Origin of the sequence: Roseibium sediminis (assembly GCF_008711325.1) — a bacterium.
GTDB classification, from domain to species: Bacteria; Pseudomonadota; Alphaproteobacteria; order Rhizobiales; family Stappiaceae; genus Roseibium; species Roseibium sediminis.
In genome coordinates, this window is sequence record NZ_VXDB01000009.1 from 164,071 (window position 1) to 184,196 (window position 20,126).

The 20,126-nt window shown below is 57.4% G+C and carries 18 protein-coding genes; 12 read left to right on the forward strand and 6 right to left on the reverse strand.

Annotated elements, in window-relative coordinates:
* The first annotated feature begins 38 nt into the window (after positions 1–38).
* The 8 genes from F0155_RS11230 to F0155_RS11265 all read left to right on the forward strand — a co-directional run bounded on the left by F0155_RS11230 (position 39) and on the right by F0155_RS11265 (position 9,018).
* On the forward strand, positions 39–1,058 hold the full coding sequence (locus F0155_RS11230) for a TRAP transporter substrate-binding protein (RefSeq protein ID WP_150524605.1): 1,020 nt from the start codon (positions 39–41) through the stop codon (positions 1,056–1,058).
* An 85-nt stretch (positions 1,059–1,143) separates the two neighbouring features.
* Positions 1,144–1,998: a TRAP transporter small permease subunit gene (locus tag F0155_RS11235; protein ID WP_150524606.1), complete on the forward strand. Its 855-nt coding sequence runs from the start codon at positions 1,144–1,146 to the stop codon at positions 1,996–1,998.
* Positions 1,998–3,623: a TRAP transporter large permease gene (locus F0155_RS11240; protein ID WP_150524607.1), complete on the forward strand. Its 1,626-nt coding sequence runs from the start codon at positions 1,998–2,000 to the stop codon at positions 3,621–3,623. The genes F0155_RS11235 and F0155_RS11240 overlap by 1 nt, the downstream gene beginning before the upstream one ends.
* A 12-nt stretch (positions 3,624–3,635) precedes the next feature.
* A complete protein-coding gene (locus tag F0155_RS11245; protein WP_150524608.1) occupies positions 3,636–4,583 on the forward strand; it encodes a phytanoyl-CoA dioxygenase family protein in 948 nt (315 codons plus the stop codon).
* 6 nt (positions 4,584–4,589) lie between these two features.
* Positions 4,590–6,098 (forward strand): UxaA family hydrolase, encoded by a 1,509-nt coding sequence (locus F0155_RS11250; RefSeq protein ID WP_150524609.1) that lies wholly within the window; start codon positions 4,590–4,592, stop codon positions 6,096–6,098.
* Complete coding sequence (locus F0155_RS11255; RefSeq protein WP_150524610.1) at positions 6,095–7,144, forward strand: Gfo/Idh/MocA family protein; 1,050 nt, start codon at positions 6,095–6,097, stop codon at positions 7,142–7,144. The genes F0155_RS11250 and F0155_RS11255 overlap by 4 nt, the downstream gene beginning before the upstream one ends.
* Positions 7,145–7,168: 24 nt before the next feature.
* Entirely contained in the window at positions 7,169–8,077 is a 909-nt protein-coding gene (locus F0155_RS11260) for an NAD(P)-dependent oxidoreductase (RefSeq protein WP_150524611.1), read from the forward strand.
* Positions 8,077–9,018, forward strand: a complete 942-nt coding sequence (locus F0155_RS11265; RefSeq protein WP_150524612.1) for a DMT family transporter — start codon at positions 8,077–8,079, stop codon at positions 9,016–9,018. Before F0155_RS11260 ends, F0155_RS11265 begins: the two co-directional genes overlap by 1 nt.
* A 24-nt stretch (positions 9,019–9,042) precedes the next feature.
* Here F0155_RS11265 and F0155_RS11270 read toward each other — a convergent pair whose 3' ends face one another.
* Genes F0155_RS11270 through F0155_RS11290 form a run of 5 tightly spaced genes read right to left on the reverse strand, consistent with a single transcriptional unit; the run spans position 9,043 to position 14,159 of the window.
* The gene (locus F0155_RS11270; protein WP_150524613.1) at positions 9,043–10,002 is read right to left on the reverse strand and encodes a glucokinase; all 960 of its coding nucleotides are present in this window, start codon (positions 10,000–10,002) and stop codon (positions 9,043–9,045) included.
* Positions 9,999–11,114, reverse strand: a complete 1,116-nt coding sequence (locus F0155_RS11275) for an ABC transporter ATP-binding protein (protein WP_150524614.1) — start codon at positions 11,112–11,114, stop codon at positions 9,999–10,001. Before F0155_RS11275 ends, F0155_RS11270 begins: the two co-directional genes overlap by 4 nt.
* 40 nt (positions 11,115–11,154) lie before the next feature.
* On the reverse strand, positions 11,155–11,994 hold the full coding sequence (locus F0155_RS11280) for a carbohydrate ABC transporter permease (protein ID WP_150524615.1): 840 nt from the start codon (positions 11,992–11,994) through the stop codon (positions 11,155–11,157).
* Positions 11,991–12,884 carry a carbohydrate ABC transporter permease gene (locus tag F0155_RS11285; RefSeq protein WP_150524616.1) on the reverse strand — a complete coding sequence of 298 codons (894 nt, stop codon included), beginning with the start codon at positions 12,882–12,884 and terminating at the stop codon, positions 11,991–11,993. Before F0155_RS11285 ends, F0155_RS11280 begins: the two co-directional genes overlap by 4 nt.
* 30 nt (positions 12,885–12,914) lie before the next feature.
* Positions 12,915–14,159: an extracellular solute-binding protein gene (locus F0155_RS11290; protein ID WP_150524617.1), complete on the reverse strand. Its 1,245-nt coding sequence runs from the start codon at positions 14,157–14,159 to the stop codon at positions 12,915–12,917.
* Between the two features lie 97 nt (positions 14,160–14,256).
* Here F0155_RS11290 and F0155_RS11295 point away from each other — a divergent pair, with 97 nt between their 5' ends.
* Both F0155_RS11295 and tsaA read left to right on the forward strand, forming a co-directional pair.
* A complete protein-coding gene (locus tag F0155_RS11295) occupies positions 14,257–15,474 on the forward strand; it encodes an ROK family transcriptional regulator (protein WP_161599795.1) in 1,218 nt (405 codons plus the stop codon).
* Between the two features lie 10 nt (positions 15,475–15,484).
* The gene (tsaA, locus tag F0155_RS11300) at positions 15,485–15,964 is read left to right on the forward strand and encodes a tRNA (N6-threonylcarbamoyladenosine(37)-N6)-methyltransferase TrmO (RefSeq protein WP_204934439.1); all 480 of its coding nucleotides are present in this window, start codon (positions 15,485–15,487) and stop codon (positions 15,962–15,964) included.
* A 14-nt stretch (positions 15,965–15,978) separates the two neighbouring features.
* Here tsaA and fumC read toward each other — a convergent pair whose 3' ends face one another.
* On the reverse strand, positions 15,979–17,370 hold the full coding sequence (gene fumC, locus F0155_RS11305; RefSeq protein ID WP_150524620.1) for a class II fumarate hydratase: 1,392 nt from the start codon (positions 17,368–17,370) through the stop codon (positions 15,979–15,981).
* Positions 17,371–17,698: 328 nt separating this feature from the next.
* Here fumC and F0155_RS11310 point away from each other — a divergent pair, with 328 nt between their 5' ends.
* Together F0155_RS11310 and F0155_RS11315 are read left to right on the forward strand one after the other, a co-directional pair.
* Positions 17,699–18,772: a LacI family DNA-binding transcriptional regulator gene (locus F0155_RS11310; RefSeq protein WP_280177001.1), complete on the forward strand. Its 1,074-nt coding sequence runs from the start codon at positions 17,699–17,701 to the stop codon at positions 18,770–18,772.
* On the forward strand, positions 18,769–20,115 hold the full coding sequence (locus F0155_RS11315) for an ABC transporter substrate-binding protein (protein ID WP_150524622.1): 1,347 nt from the start codon (positions 18,769–18,771) through the stop codon (positions 20,113–20,115). Before F0155_RS11310 ends, F0155_RS11315 begins: the two co-directional genes overlap by 4 nt.
* Positions 20,116–20,126: the final 11 nt, after the last annotated feature.

A 20,126-nucleotide genomic window follows, 5' to 3' on the forward strand; every position in this document is an offset into this window, starting at 1 on the left:
GACAGACTGGAATTGAAGCAACCTAGGGAGGAAGAAGGATGCTGAATAATATTTCCAAGGGCCTGTTGGCTGGAGCTGCAATGGTCGCGCTTTCGGGTGTTGCCGATGCTGCGTCAACCAATCTCCGGATCCAGACGCACTATGCACCGGAAACTGTTTCGGGAAAGCTGGCGGCGCGGTATGTCGATAATGTTCAGACCATGTCGAATGGCGAAATCTCAATCGAGATGTTCTACTCTTCGTCCGTCGTGAAGTCCGTTGAAACCTTTGATGCTGCGGCAACAGGTATCCTTGATTGCGATATGACCGGTGGTGGTTACCAGACCGGCAAAAACCCGGCTTTCCAGTTTGTCGGCGACATCATGGGTGGGTATTCCACGCCGTATCAGCAGTTGAGCTGGCTCTACTACGGTGGCGGTCTAGATGCGGCCCAGAAGCTTTACAACAAGTATGACATGCAGCTCGTTGGCTGGTGGGTTTACGGTCAGGAAAGCCTTGCGTCCACCAAGCCGATTGCAGGTCCTGCCGACCTGAAGGACTGGAAATTCCGTTCGCCTCCGGGCATGGAAACCAAGATCTTCGAAAAGCTGGGTGCCAAGCCGATCGTGATGGATTTTACCGAAATCTTCACCGCGCTTGAAACCGGCATCATTGATGGTGCCGATGCGTCGGGTATCGCCAACAACGTTGGTCTGGGCCTGTATGATATCGGCAAGCACACCAACTTCCCGGGCTTCCACTCCATGCCTTCCGACCACCTTGCCTGCAACAAGGCAGTGTGGGACGCAATGCCGGAAGCTCATCGCCGCATCATGTCTGTTGCCATGGAGTCCCTAGCGCTTCAGACCGCTCTGACCTTTGAAAAGGCGAATGCGGAAGCCGTTGCCAAGCTCCGGGCTGATGGTGTGAACATCTACGAATGGTCTCCTGCAGATCTGCAGGCCTTCCGTGATGCGGCTCAGGCCACATGGCCGGAGTTTGCGACAACGCCGGAAGCCGAAGCCCTTGTTGCAAGCCATCTGGAATACCTCGGGCAGCTTGGCCTTGTGTCCAAGTAAGCTGCGTCCTTGGTGATGTCGTAAGACAGTTGGGCCCCGTTTTGGCGGGGCCTGACACACTCAACGCTTTTCAGGGAAAATGGGTATGGAACACCGGACACACAGCGTCCTGGAGTGGCTGGTTCCGCTCGCCTTCATTATCAGTGCAGGGTGGGTGATCTGGAATGGCCCGGGCTACATCATGGCATTCGGCTGGGGAGACCAGTTTGATGCGCTTGCAGCCCGTTATCCGGCTGCAAATGCGCTCGACTGGATTGCTCTGGTCGCCTTGCCCATTTTTCTGGTTCTGGGCACCATGACAGTGCGACGTGCTTCCATGGAGTTTATGGACTGGGGCGTCTTTGATCGCCTGTCCGTGTTTATTGGCCGCGTCACGATGTTGCTGATCGTGCTGCTGGTGACGGTCATGGTCTATGAGGTGGTTCTTCGCTATGCCTTTGAAAGACCAACGCTTTGGGCGAACGAGATGTCGCTCTGGATGGCCGGTTTCATTTTTGTGCTGGCGGGCCTTTATGCCATGCAGCAGCGCAGCCATATCCGGATCTTCCTGCTTTATGACCTGATGCCGCGCTGGCTGCAGCGGACCTGTGATACAATTTCTACCATTTTGATCATGGTGTTTGCCTTTGCGCTCGTATGGGGCGGCTTTGGCGAGGCGCAGGCGAAGTTTCTGCGTTGGGAAACCTTTGGAACAGCGTTTGATCCGCCCATTCCGGCTACGGAAAAACCGCTCATTCTGATCGTGGTCATGTTGGTTGCTGTGCAAGCCGTCGCGAACCTCATCCGGGACTGGGATGCAGAACCCGAAATTCACACTGCTGCAGACGATATTGATGCCGATGAACTTGCACGGCTGAGGGCTGCGGTCGGCAGCGACGGGATCGACGATCAGGACGTGACCCGTAGTTCAATTCAATCAACCGGTTCGAGGCAAGCCTGATGGATATTGGTACGATTTCCCTGGTCCTGCTGTTGGGGCTGATGTTCCTCTTGGCCATCGGCATGCCGCTCGGCATGGCATCTGCAATTCTGGCCGTCCTCGTGCTGGTCATGAAGTTCGAACCGTCCCTGCTGACAGACCCGCTGAGCTTTGGGGAGGGGCTCCTGACCCGACGCTTCGGAACAGGGCCACTGAACATTCTTGCCCAGAAGATATACGGGCTTTTGACGGACTATGTCCTGATATCCATTCCACTCTTCATATTCATGGCCTCCTTGCTGGAACGCTCCGGCATCGCCAAGGACATGTACTCGTCGCTGAATATCTGGCTCTCCAGCGTTCGTGGCGGCATCGCTATTGTGACGTCCGTCATGGCCGTCATCATGGCTGCAATGTCCGGCATTATCGGCGGTGAAGTTGTTCTGCTTGGCCTGATCGCGCTGCCGCAAATGCTGCGTCTTGGCTACAACCAGAACCTCGCCATCGGAACGATCTGCGCCTCCGGTTCGCTCGGAACCATGATCCCGCCATCGATCGTGCTGATCATCTATGGCCTGATCACGGAAACCTCGATCAAGGCCCTCTTCACGGGCGCGTTCATTCCCGGTTTCATGTTGGCCAGCTTCATCATCATCTACATCATCGTGCGCACGCAGATGAACCCGGAGTTGGCTCCCTTGCCCGAGAAGAAGGAGGGCGATCCGGAAGGGGCGGAAAAATGGGCCCTGTTCGGGGCGTTCCTCTCGGTTCTTTGGGCCGGGTTTGCCGGTGCGCTGTTCCTCAGGGCTCTGTTCTTCACTGTGACCGGCCAAAATGCTGTCGTTGAAGGTGTGGACCCGATTACTCTGGGAACGGTCGAATATCTTCCCTGGCTGGGGGGGCAAGTCGTCATTGCCCTTGCTCTCATCTTCTTTGCCTTTGGCCGTGATCGCACGAAAATAGCCTGGGGCATGGGCAAGGGGCTGGTGGCGCCGATCATCGTTATCGGGGTAGTGCTCGGCTCGATTTATGGCGGCATTTCCGGCATCACGGAAGCGGCCGGCATGGGTGTTGTCGCGGTCTTTGTTCTCTCCGTCATTCGCGGTGAAGCCAGCTTCGATCTGGTGTGGGACAGCCTGATGCGGACGCTCAAATCCACCGGCACAATCATCTGGGTCACCATTGGTGCGGCAACGCTTGCCGGGGCCTACACGATTGCAGGGGGACCTCAGTATGTTGCGGACCTCATTGTTGGCTCAAACATGCCGACAATGGTGGTTCTGTTGACCATGATGCTGATCCTGCTCTTCATGGGCGCGTTCATGGACTGGGTCGGGATTGTTCTGCTGATCATTCCGGTGTTCCTGCCAATTGTTCAGCGTCTTCCCATCGAAGAGATCGGCCTGATCGGCACGCTTGATCCGAAATATCTTTCGGTGTGGTTCGGCGTTCTCTTCTGCATGAACATGCAGGTCAGCTTCCTGTCGCCACCCTTTGGTCCGGCTGCGTTCTACCTGAAGTCCGTGGCGCCTGCGCATATTTCGCTCACGGATATCTTCAAGGGGTTCCTGCCGTTCATCTGCATTCAGCTGTTGGCTTTGACGGTTCTGCTGATCTGGCCAAACATCATCACCATTCTGCTCTGAGGAGGGCAGGCCATGTTGACACAGGATCAGGTCGAATTTTTCACGCGGGAAGGATACCTCGTCGTTGAAAACCTGGTGGACCCACGAACCCTTGAGGGGGTGAAGCGTGAATACTCCGCGCTCATGGATGATCTCTATGAGCGGTGGGTGGACGAGGGTAAGGTCAAACCGGCCCATGCCGGGATGACCTTCTGGGACAAGCTCGATATTGCCTACAAGGGCGGGTTTGACTGGTATCAGCCCTTTGATATCAGCCTGCCACAAGGCAACTTTACCGCGGAGACACCGATGCATTTCGGACCGGGGGTTTTCGATCTCGTGACCAACCGGGGCATTCTGGACGCGGTGGAGAGCCTCATTGGGCCGGAAATCACCTCCAATCCGATCCAGCATGTGCGGATAAAGCCGCCTCAGCGTGCCGTGGCGGCGTCCGAAAGCCGGGCCCACGTGATTGCGACCGACTGGCATCAGGACAAGGGCGTCACCTTGCCCGAGGCTGATGACACAACCTTTGTCACGGTTTGGCTCGCAATAACCGATGCGACCATCGAAAATGGGTGCCTGCAGGTCGCCAGCGGTTCCTATACGGAAATGCTGCCGCATTGCACGAAAACGCAGGTCGGGATCGCCGATCCGTTTCTGCCAAAGGACAATGCCGTTCCGCTGCCGGTGAAGGCGGGCGGGGCCGTTATCTTCCACCCATTGACCCCGCACGGGTCGCTTTCAAACCAGTCCGACGGTTACCGCTGGTCGTTTGATCTTCGCTACAATGTGACCGGCCAGCCGACCGGCCGCAGCCATTTTCCGGACTTTGTTGCCCGGTCCAGGTCCAATCCTGGCTCAGAACTGAAGGATTGGCGGGAGTGGAAACGCATGTGGGAAGACACGCGTGACCGGCTCGCCGCTGCCCCGTTCATTGCCCAACACCGCTGGGATGCCAGTGGCCCTTATTGCGCCTGAGACATCATGAAAACAATACAACTTGATCCCAGTGACAATGTTGCAGTCGCGCGGGAGCGGCTGGAAGTTGGCGAAGCCTTGGGCGGGGGAGCTACGCTTGAGCCGATCCCGTCCGGACACAAGGTCGCCCTTTCTCGGATAGCCCGCGGGGAGGCGGTGCGAAAATACGCTCAGGTGATCGGTTTTGCGGCTGAGGACATTGAAGCCGGCGCTCATGTTCACACGCATAATGTCGAGTTCCGCAATGTCTCCGGGTCATACGAGTTCTCAACGAACCTTCGTCCGGTTGCCATGGTTCCGGACACAAGCCGTGACAGTTTCATGGGATATCGGCGGAGCAATGGCAGGGTCGGGACGCGCAACTACATTGCGATCCTGACCTCCGTGAACTGTTCTGCCACCGCTGCCCGCATGATTGCAGCAGCCTTTGGCCCTGAAGAAATGGCGGCCTATCCCAATGTGGATGGGGTCGTGGCCTTTGTGCATGGAACCGGCTGCGGCATGGCCGGGTCGGGTGACGGGTTCTCGGCGCTTCAACGGGTCATGTGGGGCTATGCACGTCACCCCAATCATGGCGGGGTCGTCATGGTCGGGCTTGGCTGCGAGATGAACCAGATCGACTGGCTTCTGGAAGCCTATGGCATCGAAAAGGGCCCGCTGTTTCAGACCATGAACATTCAGGACGTTGCGGGCCTTCGAAAGACTGTTGAACTGGGCATCGAAAAGGTTCGGGCGATGCTGCCGTTGGTCAATGAAGCCCGGCGTGAACCCTGTCCGGCATCCGAGCTTATGGTCGCCCTTCAGTGCGGCGGGTCAGATGCGTGGTCTGGCGTTACGGCCAATCCGGCTCTTGGCTACGCGTGTGACCTTCTCGTTGCGCAGGGCGGGACCGGAGTTCTGGCGGAAACGCCGGAAATTTATGGTGCCGAGCACCTCCTGACCCAACGGGCCATGGATCGGAAGACCGGTGACAAGCTGATCGAGCTGATCCGCTGGTGGGAGGATTACACCGCGCGCAACAAGGGCTCGATGGACAACAATCCGAGCCCCGGCAACAAGAAGGGTGGGTTGACGACGATCCTCGAAAAGTCCCTTGGAGCTGCCGCCAAAGGGGGTACAACTCCGCTTACCGGGGTCTACAAGTATGGCGAACCGGTCACCGCAAAGGGCTTCACTTTCATGGATTCGCCGGGATATGACCCGGCTTCGGTAACCGGGCAGATTGCTTCCGGGTGCAATCTGGTCGCCTTCACTACGGGGCGCGGGTCTGCTTTCGGGTCCAAACCGTCTCCCTGCATCAAGATTTCCACCAACACTGCCATGTATGACCGCATGGTCGAGGACATGGATGTGAATGCCGGTGCGATGCTGACGGACGGGGTCAGCCTGGAGGAAAAGGGCCGCGAGATTTATGAGCTCCTGTTGCGGGTTGCTTCCGGTGAACAGTCGAAATCGGAAGCGCAGGGGCTCGGCGACTTCGAGTTCGTTCCCTGGCAAATCGGAGCGGTGATGTGAGTGAAGGCCGAAAGCTGCGGCTTGCCGTCATCGGCGCCGGGCTCATCGGAGAGCGGCATGCGCGACTAGCCGCCAAACACGATCGCTGGACACTTGCTGCCCTAGTCGATCCTGATCCTCGCCGGGAGGCACTGGCGGCTGAACTTGGTTGCCAGTGGGTGCGCACCATAGACGAGCTGCAGTCTGGCGATATTGACGCGGCAATTGTCGCAACGCCCAACGGGCTGCACCTGAGCGGCGGACTGGCCTGCGCGGAGCGTGGATGGCCATGCCTGATTGAAAAGCCGATAGCCGATACGGTGGAGCAGGGGCAATCCTTGGTGGATGCCTTCGAGGCTGCAGGTGTTCCGCTGCTCATCGGCCATCATCGTCGATACCATCCTTTTGTCGCCAAGGCGCGGGAGATCCTCGACAAGGCCACATATGGCGTCCCGGTGATGGCATCGCTGATCTGGGCTGTCTGCAAGCCGCTGGAATACTTTCAGCAGGGAGATTGGCGGCTGCGCTCCGATGGCGGCCCGATCCTGATCAATCTCATCCATGAAATGGATCTGGCTTTGCATCTTCTGGGGCCTGTCCGGCACGTACAGGCCATGACATCCAATGCGCAGCGGGGGGCGGCAGTCGAGGACACGGCAGGCGTGCTCCTGCGGTTCGAAAGCGGCGTGATCGCGACTATCTGCCTGTCCGATGCAGCCCTCAGCCCCTGGAGTTTTGAAGGGGCTTGCGGCGAGAACCCGCATATTGCCGAAACCGGGGTTTCATCGTGGAGGATCGGGTGTTCCAACGGCTCCATTGAATTTCCCGGACTGGAAGTCTGGCAGGATGCTGAGCACGGGCAAGGCAACTGGTCACGCCCGCTTGTCCAGACACGTCTTTCCGTGCCCAAGGTCGCGCCACTTGAAGAGCAACTGACCCATTTCGCCGATCTGGCCGAAGGGCTTTGTAATGAGCCGAAAGTCAGCGGACGAGACGGTCTTGCCGCTCTCAAAGCCATTGTTGCCATTCAAAAGGCGTCGCGAACCGGCGAGATCGTTAATCCTTGAATTGAAAGCTTGAAAGGCAGTTACATGAGCAAACCTTCAATCGGATTCATCGGCCTCGGGCTCATGGGAACGGCCATGTGCAACCGTCTGGTCGATCAGGGATATGCGTTGAGCGTTGTTGCGAACCGGTCGCGGACGAATGTCGAGAAACTGGTTGCCCGCGGGGCGTGTGAGGTCAAGACTGCCCGGGATTTGGCTGCTGGCAGCGATATCGTGATGATCTGTGTCGATACATCTGCGTCCGTGGAAGCTCGGGTTTATGGAGAGAATGGGGTTCTGGCCGGGGTTCGGCCGGGCGCAACAGTCATCGATTTTGGAACCTCCTTGCCCGGATCAACCAAGAGCATCGCACACGACATGGCCGCGGTCGGTGTGACCTATCTTGACGCACCACTCGGGCGCACGCCGTCGCACGCTCTTGAAGGCAAGCTCAATATCATGTGTTCGGGTGACGAAGCAGGGTTCCATCGTATGGAGCCGGTGCTCAAGGATCTCGGCGAGAACGTCTTTCATCTTGGCGAGGTGGGGACGGGTCATACGATCAAGCTGATCAATAACTTTTTCGCCATGACCACGGCCAATGCCATGTCGGAAGCTTTCGCAATGGCAGACAAGGCCGGCGTAGATCGCCAAAAGCTGTACGATGTTATGGCTGCCGGGCCGCTTCGTTCTGGCATGATGGATTTCATCAAGGCCTATGCCATTGACGGTAACCGCGACATGCTGGCCTTTTCCGTTCGCAACGCTCGCAAGGATGTTGGCTACTATGCCAAGATGGCAGAGGACCTTGAGGTTGAAAGCGTAATGGTGGCCGGGCCCCGACAGGCGCTTGGTCTTGCAATTTCTGCAGGACGTGGAGACACCTATGTCACGGAACAGGCTGATTTCTTTTCGCAGCTTTTTGGCAGCAAGCGGGATGAAAGTTCGACCTGATGTCTGACGGCGCATCAGGAGGCTCGGACGACAAGGTTCTGACAGGTATTGTCCTGATGCTGGTGGCTTATCTGGTGTTCTCGTGCATCGACACCAGTTCCAAGTGGCTGACCCTTGCGGGTCTCTCTCCGCTGCAGGTCGCCTTCATGCGATATTTCGGGCACTTCACAGTGTCCCTTGGCTATCTTGGCCGGGGCAAGGTCGCCCTGAAATGCCCGACGCCGTGGCTGACTTTTCTTGTTCTCTTGCGGGGTGTTTTCCTCGCCGGATCGACGATCTTCAACTTCATTGCGATCCAGTACCTCCAACTCTCGCTGACGGCCTCGATCCTGTTCACTGCGCCGATCCTGATCTGTGCGCTGTCATGGCCCTTGCTGCGGGAGCCGGTTGGCATCTATCGCTGGTCGGCAATTGCTTTCGGGTTTTGCGGCGTTCTGATTGCCATTCGCCCGTTCGGGCAGGATTTTCACTGGGCGATCTTCCTGTCTCTCGGTGCGGCACTCAGCTTTGCGTTTTATTCGATCCTGACGCGTATGTTGGCCGATACCGTCGCGACGGACACGATGCAGTTCTATTCTGGACTGGTGGGAACAGTGGGCCTGCTGCCGTCCGCCATCCTGCTCTGGCAAATGCCGGAAACGGCCGTCCAATGGGCCTTGTTGCTGGCAATCGGCCTCTTTGGATGGGGTGGGCACCAGATGCTGACAACGGCCATGCGATATGCGCCTGCCAATGTGTTGATGCCCTATGGCTATTCCCTGATCCTCTACATGACCTTCTGGGGCTATGTCGTCTTTGGCAATGTGCCTGATGCGTGGGCCGTCGTCGGCGCGATCATCATCGTTGCTGCCGGACTGATCATCTGGTTTCGCGAGCGCAAACTGGCAGCCGAGCGGCGCAAGCAGATGCCGATTTCACTCGCTGAACCACCGCCTCAATGAAGCTGGCAGCACCTGTTCAAAAACTCAGTCTGCCATCACTGCAGCGCAGCCGGACAGGGCTGCATAGTCGTCGTTCAACAGCCAGACCGGAATTGCGGAAACGAGTTCCGACTGGCGGCCCTTTGCCGAATAGGCGTTCGCGAAAACCGGGCTCTTGATGAAATCCCGCAAGCTGCGACTTACGCCGCCGCAAAGGACAATACCGCCTGTTGCCATGAAGACCAGCGCAAGGTCGCCGACAACACGGCCGAGCAAAGTGGTCCAGGTTGTTGCAGCTGCAACGCAGAGCCTGTCCGTCCGTGTGCTTGCCGATGCAGATATATCGGCGGGGGAATAAGGGACTGCAGTTTCTCCCGCTTCAAGGCAACACCACTCATAGATTTCCCGAAGACCGGCTCCCGACAAGGCGCGTTCGTTGGAGGCGCGGGCTCGGTTGCGGGACAGATACTGCCAGAGGCGCAGTTCTTCTTCGTTGATGACCGGAAGCGTGCTGTGCCCGCATTCGCCGACGCCTACATGTCGATGATCTCCTGCAGGATACACCGCGGCGGCGTTGAAACCTGTTCCAGCCCCAACTACGAGGCGGGTTTGGCGGGGCAAGGGCTTGTGATCCGGGCCATGGATCTTGATCAGGCGCTCCGGGGTCAACCTGTCCATAGAGTGGGCGAGAGCTTCAAAGTCATTCAGGAACCGAACTTTCGCTCCTCCAAGGGTGCGTGTCAGGCTGTCGGCGTCAAACGTCCAGTCGTGGTTTGTCAGCCGGACGACTGTTCCCTGAACAGGGGCGGCAATTGCCAGTACAGCCCAGTGGCAGCTCGGATTTCCATGTTCGCTGAGATAAGCGCTGATTACATCATCTGGCGAGGCGAAGTCGGCATTGCGAAAACGAAGGATTGTGTCCTCGCAGACCTTGCCATCTTCAACGAGAGCAAGGCGTGTGTTGGTTCCGCCAATGTCCGCAGCCAGACCCTGACAGGCGTTCATAGGCGCGCTCCGCTATCGACGTCAAAATAGGAGACTTTGGAGAGGTCAAACCGGATGGGAACCGTCTGGCCAGCTTGAACATTCGCATCTGCAGAGAGACGAGCAATGGTCTCGGTTCCTCCCAGATTGATCACCGCATAGGTGTCGGCACCCGCAGGTTCCACCACATCAAGAATGCAGTCTGCGATCTGGCCCGGATCTCTTGACCCAGAGAGGGTGTCGGTCATCGCTTCAGGGCGCAGGCCGATGAGAATATCGCGTTTTTCCTCCGAGATTGCGGAGGAATCCGTCCGCATATCTTCCAGTTCCAGAACGGATCCACCTGGGGTCGGTATGGAGAGGCGAATTTTCCCGTCCTGCCGAACAGCAGTGCCGCGCATCAGGTTCATGGAGGGAGAGCCCATGAAATCGGCCACGAAGGCATTGACCGGGGTGTTGTAGATTTCCTGCGGTGTGCCGATCTGCTGGATTATGCCATCCCTGAGCACGACAATCCGCGTCGCCAATGTCATCGCCTCGATCTGATCGTGCGTGACATAAACGATAGAGGCGCCCGTTGTCTGGTGAATGCGCTTGATCTCTGTGCGCATGGTCACCCGCAGCTTTGCGTCGAGATTGGACAGCGGTTCGTCGAAGAGAAACAGGGCTGGATCGCGTACAAGGGCACGGCCCATGGCAACGCGCTGGCGCTGGCCACCGGAAAGTTCGGCAGGTCTGCGATGCAGCAAGTGACCAATCTTCAAGAGCTCCGCGACTTCCGCCACCTTTTGCTTCCGTATTGCTTCCGGCACCTTGCGAACCTCAAGCCCGAAGCCGATGTTGCGCTCGACGCTCATGTTCGGAAAAAGCGCGTAGGACTGGAAGACCATCGCGATATCCCGGTCAGCCGGTTCGCAATGGGTTCTGTCCTTTCCGGCGATATGGATCGAACCGGACGAGATTTCCGTCAGTCCGGAAATACAGCTCAAGAGCGTGGACTTGCCGCAACCGGATGGACCGACAAGAACCAGAAACTCGCCCTTGTCCATGGCGATATTGATGTCTTTGAGAACATGGGTTTCGCCATAGAGTTTTTGCAGATTGTTGATCGAGAGAATGTGTTGATCCGACATGGGTTTGTCAGGTCCTCTTTGAATATGCACGGCTGCTGGGTCAGCCTTTGACAGATCCGGCCACGAGGCCTGAAACGATGAATTTCTGGAAGCAGATCGCAAGGATCGCAGGCGGCAGGGTTGCCATCACGCCGACTGTTGCGATGACGCCATAATCAGTCACCCGACCTGCCGAGAAGTCGGCAATGGCGACGGGCAGGGTCTTTGCGCTGAGGTCATTGGTGAAGATGAGCGCGTAGAAGAACTCGTCCCATGCGACCAGAAAGGACAGCATTGCCGTTGCCGCGATGGCTGGAAGCGCGAGCGGCAGCACCACTTCGCGGATGGTGTAGGCAGTCGACGCGCCTTCCATGAACGCAGCCTGTTCCACTTCGATCGGCAAGACGTCGATATTCGACTTCATCAACCAGGTGGCGAAGGGCAGCAACATGGCGGTGTAGACCACGATCAGCGTCAGCGTCTTGTTGAGCATGCCAAGGCTGGAGAAAGTGGAATAGAGCGGCAGGATATAGGTGATCGGCGGCATCATGATCGTTGCCAGAAAGGCAAAGAGCAGGACCATCGAAGCATTTCGGCGGGAAAAGGAATAGGCGGCGGGGACAGCCAGCAACAGGGCCAGAAGGGTTGCGCCACCTGCGGTCAGGATCGAATTCCGCAGGGCACTCAGGAAGCGCTCGCCGCTGCCATCGTTCAGATCAAGAAGGGTCTGGTAGCGGCTGAAGTCAACCTCGGACGGGATCCAGCGCAGCGGCACTTCGGTCAAGTCCGTGGGGGCGCTGATACTCATGGTGACCAGCCAGAGCAGGGGACCGGCGGTAAAGAGGGCGACAAGGACCACGCAGGCATAGAGCAGGACAGATTGCAGGAGCGAACGTCTCATGCTGCGCCTCCCTGAGACTGCCGACGGGCGGCGGCATAGTAGCCGAGGATCATCACTGCGCTGATGCCGGCGACAAGCACCGCATAGGACGCGCCGCTGCCGCTTCGCAGATAGTTGAAGTATTCCTGATAGACATAGAAGCTGGCGGTCTTGGTGGAATCTGCCGGGCCTCCACCGGTCATGACATAGACAATGTCAAAGACCCGGAAGGCTTCGATTGTTCTTAGCACCATGACAACCATCAGCGGGCCTGCGATCCAGGGCAGGGTGATGGACCAGAAGCGCTTCCACGGGCTGGCCCCTTCCACGGCGGCAGCCTTCAGCAGGTCGCCGGGTACTGTCTGCAGGGCGGCAAGTGCCACATAGGCAACCAGCGGGAAATTCTTCCACATATCTGCGAGGATGACCATATGCATTGCGGTCATCGGGTCGCCGATCCAGCTGCGATAATCGCTGATGAAACCGAGCTGATAGAGCATCGAATTCAGCGCGCCATAGTCCGGGTGATAGATCAGCCGCCACGCCACTGCATTGACGATGGTGGGGACGGCCCAAGGCAGGATGATCAGCGCGCGAAGGAGCGTGCGTCCCTTGAACTGCTGGTTCAACAAAACCGCGATGGCGACCCCTATCACGCCTTCCAACCCGACGGAGACGACGGTGAAATAAAGCGTGCGGAACAGGGCGTCCTGAAAATCGGGATCGGTCAGGGCATAGATGTAGTTTTCAAGGCCGATGAAATGTGTCGGCGTTGGAAGCGCGGATATCCTTGTGTCGGTAAAACTCAGCCAAAACGTATTGGCGAGCGGCATCAGGGTTATCAGCGCCAGGACGGCCATGGCCGGCGCCAGCAGGAACCATTTTTCTCGTAACTGGCGTCGGCCAAGCATGTTCGTTCTCCTCCTTCCGAACCGTGTGACTTAGCGGATACGCTTCACGCGGTCGGATGCAGCAGCAAGGGCTGCGTCTACGTCGGCCTGACCGAGAAGAACTTCATGGATGTTCTTCTGCAGGATGTCAGACACTTCGGTGTAGGAAGGGACCAGCGGGCGCGGATACATGACGGAGATTGACTGCTTGGCAGCGGCAATCAGGTCTTCCTGGCCTTCGGTGACTTTCGGGTTGTCATAGGACGCCTTCCAGATCGGCAGGCTGAGCTTGGAATAGTCCTCCTGGATTTCCTTCTGGGTCAGGAAGGAGATGTAGGCCCAGGCTTCGTCGGCATGCGGGCTGTTGGACGGGATGCCCAGACCCATGGAACCGTTGACGCTGGAGGCAACGGACTTGCCATCAACGCCGGGGGCAGGGGCGACCTTCACCTTGCCTGCGACCTTGCTCTCTGCCGGATCGTTGGCGAGAGCGTTCATGTAGGTCCAGTTGAGGGCAAAAGCGGCTTCGCCGTTGGAGAAGACGCGGCGGACATCTTCCTCGAAATATTCACGCGATGCCGGGTTGGTGAGACCTTCGTCGAGCGTTGCCTTCATGAAGGAAACTGCGTCCTTGGCACCGCCCACGGTGAAGACCGGTGCGCCTTCCTCGAAGAACTTGCCGTTGTTGGCCGCCGTCAGCGTGGTGAAGTCGCAGATCATGGCTTCGGACTGGGACCAACTCCAGACCAGCGGATATTCCAGAACGCCCTTGGCCTTGATGGTGCGGGCCTGATCAGCCAGTTCGTTCCATGTCTTCGGCGGGGCGGAGATGCCCGCCTTGGAGAGAATTTCCTCGTTATAGAAGAGATACTTCGTGTCGAGAATCCACGGCATGCCATAGCGCTTTCCGCCATACTCAACCGTCGTCCATGCGCCGTCGAATACCTGTTCGGTATAGTCAGCGGGAATGCGATCGGTGACGTCGGTCAGGAAGCCACGGGTTGCGAATTCCGCCGGCCAGATCACGTCGAAAAGGACGACGTCATAGCCATCATCGCCAGCGCCAGAAGCGGCCACGATCTTGTCGTGCAGGGCTTCATAAGGCACGAACTCCAGATCAACGCTCACGCCCGGGTTGGCGGCTTCAAACTTCTCCGTCATGGCCTTGATGTCAGCTTCGCTGTAAGCGGCCTGGCTCATGAAAAGTGCATTTAGCTTTGTCTCTGCAGACGCTGCCTGAGCCATGGCCAAGGTTGCCATGGCGGAACCGAACAAAAGTCTTCCCAACGATGTCATATCGCCCTCCGGTTTTGATTTTTACGAGAGCAACCTATGCGTAATTATTTTATTTTGTCAAATTGATATAAAAATAAATTTCTGCTGTAGTGACCTCATGACAGAGGCACCGAATATCACCCCGTCGTTTCGAACCAGCGGCACCAATCTCAAGCGCGCCAAAACACACAATCACCGTGTGGTTATGGAAATCATACGCACAAGAGGGCCGATTGGGCGGACGGAAATATCTGAAATCACGTCTCTTTCCCGACAGACGGTGCAGAATATCGTGGCCGAGCTTCATCGGGGCGGCATGGTCGAAATGTCGGCTGGCAAGGCGGTCGGACGGGGGCATCCGGGCATGAACGTCCGGATCAGGGCGGACCATGCCTACAGTCTGGGATTTCACGTTGACCGGTTATCGGTAACGGCGGTGGCGTGTGACCTCATGGGCGATATCGTCTGGGAAGGGTCCGAATCGCTTCAGCAGTCTTCCTGCGAGAATGCAAATGCCTGCGTTTTGAAACTGATGGGGGAGTTCCGTCAGGCGCATGCCGATATCGGGCCAAAACTGTTTGGTGTCGGGCTTGCCGCGCCCGGGCCGTTTGAAGTGGAAAAGACAGCCACGACACATACGGACGCCGCCACTTTCAGCGAGTTCGGATCGGCGGATAATCTCTCCCGGCTTGAAGAGGCCTTGTCCCTTCCGGTCGTTCTGCAAAACGACGCATCGGCTGCGGCCCTCGGTGAGCACGTCTATGGACGGGGCAGGAACTATTCCTCCTTTGCCTTTGTGCAATTCGGAATTGGCCTTGGCGCCGGGTTTGTGCTGAATGGCGGTCTCTACGGCGGAGCGGCGAGAAATGCGGGGGAAATCGGGCACGTTTCAATCGCGCACGATGGACCGAAATGCTTTTGCGGAAACCGGGGATGTTTGGAGCGCTATCTATCGCTTTACGCGCTTTGTGAAACTTTGGGGATTGATCCGGCTTCTCCGGAGTCCGTCCGGCAAACTGAAAAATTGTTTGACCAGAACGATCCTGCTGTTGAACGCTGGATGGAAGAGGTCGCGCCGCACATGCGGCAGATGATCAACATGATCGAGATGATGCTGGACCCGGAAGTGATTTTTCTGGGTGGAATTATCGGAGCAGGCTTCCTTAAGGCCTTGCTGGACAAGGCGTTACCGCTTGGTTTGCGTCTTGATGGCAAGAGCGATCGGGCAGACAGGGTTCTCATCGGGACAGCGGGAGCCAAGGCAGTGGCGCTTGGGGCAACAGCCGCCGCCGTAGAGGCGCTTTACGCGCCTTCCGTATCCCAGCTGGTTCTATGAGGTTGGTATCGTGACAAGAGATGACATTCGTCCCGGAGAAGTGGTTGCAGACGTGCAGCCGAAACAGGACGCTCACGTCCGCTTCATCGGCAAGATCCATACGCCGTTCTTCACCAGAGGAGAGTGCCCAAGGCAGGGGACGCAAGATGGGCCCGAGTGCATTCTTGAACTTGACGAGGAGTGGGTGCCGGCTCTGAAAGGGGTAGAGGCTTATGACCAGCTTGAGGTGCTATACTGGCTTGATCAGGCTGCGCGGGACTTTCTTTTGCAAACGCCCAAGGGCAAGGGCAAGCCTTATGGCACATTTGCCCTAAGATCGCCCAACAGGCCTAACCCGATTGGCACATCCATCGTGCGTCTTGAGCGCATAAGCGGTCGGAAGGTGCATGTCCGGGGGCTTGATTGCATCGATGGCACCCCTCTGCTTGATATCAAGCCTTATCGGGGTGAAAGCCTGCCCAAAATCCCGCATCTGGATTTTGGGACTTAGGGCATTTCCGGGCTCTAGTCAGACGGACTGATCATCTGTCGCGGCTGGACCAGCCGGTCAAACTCTTCGTTGGTTACATATCCAAGGCGCAGCGCCTCTTCACGCAAGGACGTGCCGTTCTTGTGTGCCGTTTTCGCGATTTCCGTTGCCTTGTCATAGCCGATTGCCGGAGCGAGCGCCGTGACAAGCATCAGCGAGCGCTCCATCAAATTGGTGATATTGGCTTCATTCGCCACAATTCCGGCAACGCAGCGATCCGCAAAACTGCGTGAGGCATCAGCCAGCAGGCGGATCGATTGCAGCATGGCATTTACCATGACCGGCTTGTAGACATTCAGTTCAAAATGCCCCTGACTTCCCGCAAAGCCTATCGTGGCATTGTTGCCGTGAACTTGCGTGCAGACCATGGTCAACGCCTCGCACTGTGTCGGGTTGACCTTTCCGGGCATGATCGAGGACCCCGGCTCGTTTTCCGGCAAGGAGAGTTCTCCAAGGCCGGACCTTGGACCTGACCCCAGCAGGCGGATGTCATTGGCAATCTTGAACAGGGACATGGCAACCGTGTTCAGCGCTCCATGTGCATGGACATAGGCATCATGGGCGGCCAGTGCCTCGAATTTGTTGGGAGCGGTGCGAAACGGCAAGCCGGTTATGTTCGAAACTTCTTCGGCAAACTTTTCGGCAAAGCCCGTCTTTGTATTCAGGCCGGTGCCGACTGCGGTTCCCCCTTGCGCCAGTTCAAGAAGGCCTTCAAGCGTGGTTTTGATGCGGCCTATTCCGTTCTCGACCTGCGCGGCATAACCACCGAACTCCTGTCCAAGGGTCAGGGGCGTTGCATCCTGCGTATGCGTCCGGCCAATCTTCACGATGTGAGACCACGTATCGGACTTCTGCTTGAGCGTGGTCTTCAGATGTGTGAGGGCAGGGAGCAGCTTTTCGACAATTTCCCGCGCCGCGGCAATGTGCATCGCGGTTGGAAACGTATCGTTGGAAGACTGGCTCATGTTGCAGTGATCATTGGGATGAACGGGCGACTTGCTGCCGATCTTGCCGCCCAGAATTTCTATTGCCCGATTGGCAATTACCTCATTGGCGTTCATGTTTGACTGGGTGCCGGACCCAGTCTGCCAGACTGAGAGTGGAAAGTTGTCGTCAAATCGTCCTTCGGCGACTTCGTTGGCCGCTTCTTCGATGGCGTCGGCAAGCCTGGGATCGAGTTTGCCTTGCGCCTTGTTGGTTCTCGCGGCCGCCTGTTTGATGATGCCGAGTGCATGCACCAGTGGTGTCGGCATCTTCTCATCGCCAATCGGGAAGTTGATCAGGGAACGCGCTGTCTGTGCGCCGAAATACTTGTCTTCCGGTATTTCCAGCGCTCCGAAGGAATCTGTCTCGGTTCTTGTTTTCACAGTTCTGTCCTTCCACTGAAATCCGCCTGTTCAGCCAATAGGTATGCGTAAAATTCTCAAGCGTCTACAGACGTTTGCGTGAACAACTCTCGCGAATTGGAGGGCTGTGAACCACTTTACCGAATGGCTATTTGTCTTCGAAGACGTGACGCAGAGATCGATCGGTGAATGCTGCCGTTTGTCCGGGTAGTTCAAACAGTCATCAGCGACAGTGTGAAAATACCACTTGCCGAAACCGGTTTCGGAACCTTGAATAATCTTCATTGGGAGGAAAGCTGTCTTGGAAACACGGGTTCACAAGGTCAGGTCTGATGTTCGGCGGCATCGGGTGACAATAAATGATGTTGCTCGTGAGCTCGGCATGACCAAGAGCACGGTCAGCCGGGCGCTCAACGGTTATCCCGATATATCCGAAAGCACCCAATTGCGTGTTCGAGAGGCGGCGCAGTCGCTCGGGTATCGGCCACTTGCCAATGCGCAGGCGATCCGAACCGGTCGGCTCCGGGCAATCGGTCTGGTCCTGCAGCTGAACGAGCACGATCGTCATCGTCCGTTTCTGGCAGACTTTCTGGCCGGTATTTCGGAAGCTGCCTCTGCAGCGGACTGGACGATCACCGTGGCGACGGCAACCAGTGATGAGGACACACTGCGGCTGTTGTGCAAACTTGCCGACGAGCACAAGGCTGATGGTTTCATCGTTCCCCGTACGCTTTGGGATGACCGCCGCGTCACGTTCCTTCGCGAAGCGCATGTTCCCTTTGTGCTGTATGGCCGTACCGGCAACTCCGATGGCTGCGCCTGGTTTGATATTGCGAGTGAAACGGCGACCCAGAATGCGGTGGAGCTTCTGCATGATCTTGGCCATCGGCGGATCGGGTTCATTCCGGGTGGACGCCAATACACCTATTCGCGGCTGCGGCTTGAGGGGTACAAGGCGGGCCTGAAGCGGGTCGGTATTCCATTTGATCCGGACATGGTGTCACGGTCGGCGCTGAATCCGGACGAGGGAGGCGAGGCGGTTGTTCAGCTTTTGTCTCTTAAGCAACCGCCCACTGCCATTGTCAGTTCGATAGATCGTGCGGCCCTTGGGGCCTATGCAGCAGCGCGCAAGTGCGGGCTTCAGATCGGTTCTGACATTTCCCTGATTTCTTATGACGGGATCGAGGAGGGTGAGTTGATGACACCCGCCCTGACAACGTTTTCTGCAGATGTGCATTTGGCAGGTGTCCGACTGACGGAACTGCTCATCAAACGGATCAATGGTGTTCCGCCGGAAGCCCTTCGCGAACTCAGACCGGCGACTTTTGTTGCCCGTCAATCGCATGGGCCGATGACGCGGACGCCGGAGGAGATCGCCGCGATCGTTTCGCGGGCGAAGAATAAAGTGGAGGAAAAACAATGACCTATTTCAGCAAGTTGCTGGCATCGACCGCTCTGGTCCTGCCATTGACACTCGCCATGGCCCAGGCGGATACAATCCGCTTCTGGACCACCGAAGAACAACCCGAACGCCTTGCCAAGCAGCAGGAAATGGCTGCGGACTTTGAAAAGAAAACCGGTACGGCTGTTGAAGTTATCCCGGTTAGCGAGAGTGATCTTGGCACCCGGACAACAGCCGCCTTCGCTGCAGGCGATCTGCCGGACGTGATCTATCACACCTTGCAATATGCACTGCCTTGGGCTGAGGCAGGCATTCTGGACACCGAAGCTGCCACGGAAGTTGTCGCCGCTCTTGGCAAGGACACGTTTGCTCAGGGCGCTCTGGCGATGGCAACCTTTGAAGGCGATTATGCTTCGGTTCCGGTCGATGGCTGGACGCAGATGATCGTCTATCGGAAGGACCTATTCGACGCCAATGGTCTTGCTGCGCCGACCTCATACGCTGCAGTGGAAGCTGCGCTGGAGAAACTTCACAACCCGCCTGAAATGTTCGGTTTTGTTGCCGCAACCAAGGTGGATGAGAATTTCATGAGCCAGGTTCTGGAGCATGTGTTCCTTGCCAATGGCGTGTCGCCGGTAGCCAGTGGCGGATTTGCGCCGCTTGATGAAGCCAAGACCATCGAGGTTCTGGACTTCTACAAGAAGCTGGCCAAGGCCTCGCCTCCCGGTGATCTCTACTGGAAGCAGTCGCGCGAGCTTTATTTTGCAGGCGATGCCGCCATGATCATCTGGTCACCGTTCATTCTGGACGAACTGGCCGGTCTTCGCGACAGCGCGCCGCCGACAATCAACGATGATCCGACCTCAACGGAACTTGCGTCCAAGACCGGCATCGTGACGAACTTCTCCGGTCCGTCCAACGAGGCTGGTGCGGCCTGGGGCGACATTCGCTATTTCGGCATTACGTCCGATGCGGATACGGATGCTGCGATGGAGTTCGTCAAATACTCCATGGACGAAGGCTACACCCAAACACTCTCCATCGCGCCTGAGGGCAAGTTCCCGGTCCGTCGCGGCACCAGCGACAACCCGACTGCGTTCACCGAAGCCTGGTCGAAATTGCCGGTTGGCGTGGATCGCAAGGCACCGCTTGGCGATCTCTATGCACAGGAGATGATCGACGAGATTGTTGGCGGGCTTGATGTTGCCCAGCGCTGGGGCGTTGCCGATGGTCAGCTGAGCCTTGCGTCCAAGATCATCAACAGCCAGGTGATCAACCGTGTGGTTCGCCAATATATTGATGGTGAACTGGATGGTCCTGCAGCGGTCGCAGCCATGAACGACCAGCTTTCCAAGGTCGAGTAAGCCCATATGGT